General features: G+C 35.8%; 5 protein-coding genes and 1 tRNA gene. 3 read left to right on the top strand and 3 right to left on the bottom strand.

Annotated features, from left to right (window positions below; all coding sequences use genetic code 11):
- Positions 1-19 precede the first annotated feature (19 nt).
- Positions 20-92, top strand: a tRNA-His gene (locus A5868_RS09220).
- A 131-nt stretch (positions 93-223) separates the two neighbouring features.
- Here A5868_RS09220 and A5868_RS09215 read toward each other — a convergent pair.
- The 3 genes from A5868_RS09215 to A5868_RS09205 form a co-directional block, all read right to left on the bottom strand.
- Positions 224-1348, bottom strand: coding sequence for a tyrosine-type recombinase/integrase (locus A5868_RS09215; protein ID WP_087654153.1), 1125 nt, complete (start codon positions 1346-1348; stop codon positions 224-226).
- Complete coding sequence (locus A5868_RS09210; RefSeq protein WP_086303676.1) at positions 1345-2691, bottom strand: replication initiation factor domain-containing protein; 1347 nt, start codon at positions 2689-2691, stop codon at positions 1345-1347. Before A5868_RS09210 ends, A5868_RS09215 begins: the two co-directional genes overlap by 4 nt.
- Positions 2692-2917: 226 nt before the next feature.
- Entirely contained in the window at positions 2918-3112 is a 195-nt protein-coding gene (locus A5868_RS09205; protein ID WP_086303677.1) for a DUF3173 family protein, read from the bottom strand.
- A 185-nt stretch (positions 3113-3297) separates the two neighbouring features.
- Here A5868_RS09205 and A5868_RS09200 point away from each other — a divergent pair, with 185 nt between their 5' ends.
- On the top strand, positions 3298-3822 hold the full coding sequence (locus A5868_RS09200) for a helix-turn-helix domain-containing protein (RefSeq protein ID WP_086303678.1): 525 nt from the start codon (positions 3298-3300) through the stop codon (positions 3820-3822).
- Between the two features lie 12 nt (positions 3823-3834).
- The gene (gene fic, locus A5868_RS09195) at positions 3835-4437 is read left to right on the top strand and encodes a protein adenylyltransferase Fic (protein WP_086303679.1); all 603 of its coding nucleotides are present in this window, start codon (positions 3835-3837) and stop codon (positions 4435-4437) included.
- Positions 4438-4499: the final 62 nt, after the last annotated feature.

Raw genomic sequence — 4499 nt, 5'->3', positions numbered from 1 at the left:
GAAATTAAATAGCACCATGGCGATCGTGGCGAAGTGGTTAACGCACCGGATTGTGGCTCCGGCACTCGTGGGTTCGATTCCCATCGTTCGCCCTAACGAAAGACTTAGCAGAAATGTTGAGTCTTTTTTTGTTATCGAAAGAAAGAGATCAAGAGAACGAATCAGAGATATTTTGGTTGAAAAACACCTCTGATGGACCAATCATGGACCAGCTCGTTATTTCTTAAAGCAAATCATTCAAGCGATCCGCCATTTCTTGTTGTCTATTAGGAAATAAATGTCCATAAACATCAATGGTCGTTGTAATACTTGAATGTCCCATTCTCTCTTTGATCGTCACTAATTCTTCTTTATTATCGATCAACAAAGCCACGTGGGAATGGCGGAAATCGTGAATTCTGATCTTTTTCAAATCCCGATGATGGCGATAAATCACATCCATTTTCTTGCGAACGTGAAATCTTGTTGTTTCCATCAATTTAAATTGAAAGACTTGTGTTGTGTTTCCGTGTGGAAGGTCGAACTTATTGATGAACAATACCTCTTGTTCTTTTTTCCAAAATTTCAGCATATTTGCGAGTTTTGAATGAATACTGATTCTGCGGATCGAGCTTTTTGTTTTCGGTGTTGATACAACCGTCTGTCCTTTGATTTGTGAGACATTTTTATTGATGATGATCTCACGGCGATTAAAATCAATATCATTCCAAGTTAGAGCAAGCAGCTCACCAATTCGCATTCCTGTAAAGAAGAGAGTATAGAAAATTAATTCAAAACAGTTTTCTTTTGAATTTTCTTCTTTCAGATAATCTAAGAACTGTGAAAATTCATCGGGTGTCCAGAACTCCATCTCTTTCTTTTCAATTCGAAGATTTTTGATTTTAAAACAAGGATTAGTTTCAATGATTTCTTCATCAACAGCTACATCAAATATTTTCTTTAAAAGCAGAATAATTTTGTTGATCGTGTTGTAACTTAGTTTGCTGTTGTCAATGAGCTCTTCTCGAAATTCTCGGATGTGTGATCTGGAAATATTTCTGACATCCGCATTTTTGAAATAAGGGAGAAGATGGCTTTTGAAATTTGCTTGCTTTGAATAATTGTAAGATGGTTTATGCTCATGTTTAGTTTGTTCAAAGAACAATTCGGCGAGTTGTTCGAAAGTGATAGTATTACGATCTTTCATCAATTTTGTTGTATCACTTTGTCTAAGCTCGCTCTCAATCATTTTCGCTTTTGCTAATGTGTCGATTCCATATAATTTTTTCCGAATCCGTTTGCCTGTTATTGGATCTACTCCAAAGGACACATCAACCTTGTATTTTCCTTTTACCTTGCTTATTGTCATTGTTGAAAACCTCCTAAGTTCTTTAGAAGCTTTTCAGAATGTGGTATACTCAACTTGTCTAGGGCGGAGTATGCATCGACAGAATCAGTTTCTTCTGTTATGTGTGCTTTGCTTTTTTCTTTTTGTTCCTTTTTAAAAAAGAAGGATCGTTCAAAAATACGAATTTGATCTTTATAAGGGTCTGGATCGTCCTTGATGATTTCAATCAATGTTTTTTGTCTTTTATTCAATTCCGCATTTTCAATAATTTGTTCAAGTAGTCTGGCATTCAAATGAGTGTCAACAATCGAGAGAAATTTGAGTGTGGGAGCTACATTGTTGATTATCCACGAGGCACTTCTTGCATACGATACCGCTTTGACATCCAAAGGTAAAGATATTTTTCTAGCCGCTCCTATCAAACGCTTCCAGTTGCGATCCATTTCAACATCTTTTTCCGTTTTAGGACGATCGTAAAAGCACAGGTGAGTATTCAATAGTCTGTATATGACATCCTCTATATCATGGTGTTTCAATAATTCTTTCGCTAATTTGTCAGCTTTTTCATGTCGGAATCGTAGCTCATAGCGATTGACAATTTCTGCTTCATCCAATTTAATTCCTTTTTTGCGTTTTTGTTCGTAATTTTTTTGATAAAAGCAGAAATGAACCAGACTTTTTTTGGAACCGAAATAGATAGTCGTTCCGTTTGACTCATTATTAGAAATATCTTTTGAGGAAATCACTTCAGCGACTTTAAATTTTGACCAGAATTCCTCTCGTTCGATTTTTTCTTTGATCTCATCTAGATCAATCACACCAACTGAATCATCTAACGCCAAATCAATTCGAGTAAAATTTCCCTGATATTTAAAAACCTTTTTGAAAAAATCAAACCATGTTTCTTTTCTCGATTTGAGCCATCCACCTAACATTGTACAGCCTTGCCCAGATAGCTCTAAAAGTACTCCCTTTTCTCGATTCGTATGAGACCTTAAGAGATTGATGATATTTAAGAGGGAGAGTCGATCATCGTAGCCCAGAGGTGCGCTATCGTGAAATTCAAAATGATTATTTGCGATTCCTAATATTTCCGTAATAACCCACTCGGATTCTAAAGTAGAGAAGTGGATGGAAAGATAATCTATTTTTCCTTTAAGAGGTTCATCACCTTCAAGGTTGTGAAAGAAGTCGAATAGTGTTTCTAAATTGCTTTGAGATAATTTACGTGTGCCAGCTTCTGCTTTAGAGAGCATAGAACGTGAAATACCAATTTCTTTTGCTAATTCTTTTTGTGATAATCGATGAAGCAGTCTAGATTCTTTGATGGCTTCTCCAACTTCTAGTGAATCTAATTTTTCCATTTAATACCTCCGTAATAAGAGTGTGACTGAACAGTTGAAAAAAGTGACAGACAAATTGTTGATGTAACAGTGTTGAGGGGAGTGGTAAGACATAATTATTTAGTGCTAGCCCCCTGTTAGAATATGGGGCTTGAAGCAGCAAAGCTTCTAGGGTATCGAAATCGCTGTAACAAAGCTTGCGGTTGCTGGCGCAACCGCGCTTTGCCACAGCGTTTCGACACCTATATTAGTCTGATTCCAGTGGATCGATACCAATCAGCTCTTCGATCGCATGATTCGGTACAACTCCAAGTCTGCGATTTTTATAGTAAGAGAAGCCTTTGCTGACTAACAACTGCTTCGAATCGTGGATGATCTTTGCTGCATGATAGTTTGAATAACCTGCTCGAATGAGATCCTTTTTTGAGACGAGTTTTGCCATAGATTCACCACCTTTTTAGTGTTACTAACTAACACTATTAATGTTTGTCTTTAGTATATCAGGCATAATCCATTTTGTAAACACTAATAATGTTAGTGTTGTTTACAACCAACATATTAAATGTTACTATTGTGTAGTAGAAACGATATGTAACTCTTTCAAACAAACTTAAAGGGGTTAAAAAGATGTCTAACGAAGAGAAAAATTTAGATAAAAAAATTGGAAAAAATATTAAACGTATTCGAAATGATCGAAAAATCACTCAAAAGGAACTTGCCGAATCTTTAGGGATCATCGAACAAACAGTTTCTAAAATCGAGCGCGGTGTTTTTTCGCCTTCATTCGCCACATTGCTTAGGATATGTGAGATTTTAGATACGACACCTAATGAGCTCCTTTTAGAAGATAGTGACTGGAAAGACTGGAAGACTGAACAATTAGAGCAATTAGATTATTCCATTAACGGATTGTCTGACAAAATTAGTATCGTTGAAGATCAATGGGCAAGAGCGGATTTAGAGAGAACCGCCGGAAATAAGGATGGGGAAAGATTTCATCTTGATACGATCATTGGAATGTACGCTTGGACGAATGATCACTATCGCGAGATTGCTGATTTTTTATATCAGAAGGATTTGAAGAAATACATGGATAAAATGTCTGCTGAAGTTAGAAAAAATAAAATCAGTAACTTAAATCTTTTGGATTAAGGAGTGCTTGATATGTTGGAAAATAAGTTAGGAATTACCGATCAAATAGAACTTGCAAAGGCAGAAGAGAAATTGAGTAAGCTAAAAGCGAAGTATCTATTTGAAACCGGGAAAATCAATAAATTAGAAGTTGGAACATTCCAAGGATTATCTGAAATCCATTATTATTTATTTTCTGAGATTTATGATTTTGCCGGAAAGATTAGAGATGTCAATATTGCCAAAGGAAATTTTCGTTTCGCACCAGTGATGTATTTAAAAGCAGCACTAGAAAATATTGATCAGATGTCTGAAAAAACCTTTGAAGAAATTATTGCGAAGTATGTTGAAATGAATATCGCCCATCCATTCAGAGAAGGTAATGGACGAAGTATGCGAATTTGGCTGGATTTGATTTTGAAAAAAAATCTAGGAAAAGTTGTTGACTGGAGTTTGGTCGATAAAGAAAAATATCTTTCAGCAATGGAACGCAGTCCGGTGAATGATCTGGAGATACGATATTTGTTGGAGGGTTCGTTGACAGATAAAGTGGATGATCGAAAGATTTTCATGAAGGGGATAGATGCTAGTTACTTTTATGAGGGGTATATGGAGTATAGAATAGAAGAAGTTTAGTTTACTAGTTTAAGTTTCGATAAAGACAATATTTACTGTTATAGGATTCAGTATAGGATCTG

This window comes from Enterococcus sp. 12F9_DIV0723, assembly GCF_002174375.1.
Taxonomy (GTDB): domain Bacteria; phylum Bacillota; class Bacilli; order Lactobacillales; family Enterococcaceae; genus Enterococcus_A; species Enterococcus_A gilvus.
This window is presented reverse-complemented; position numbering and strand designations above follow the sequence as displayed.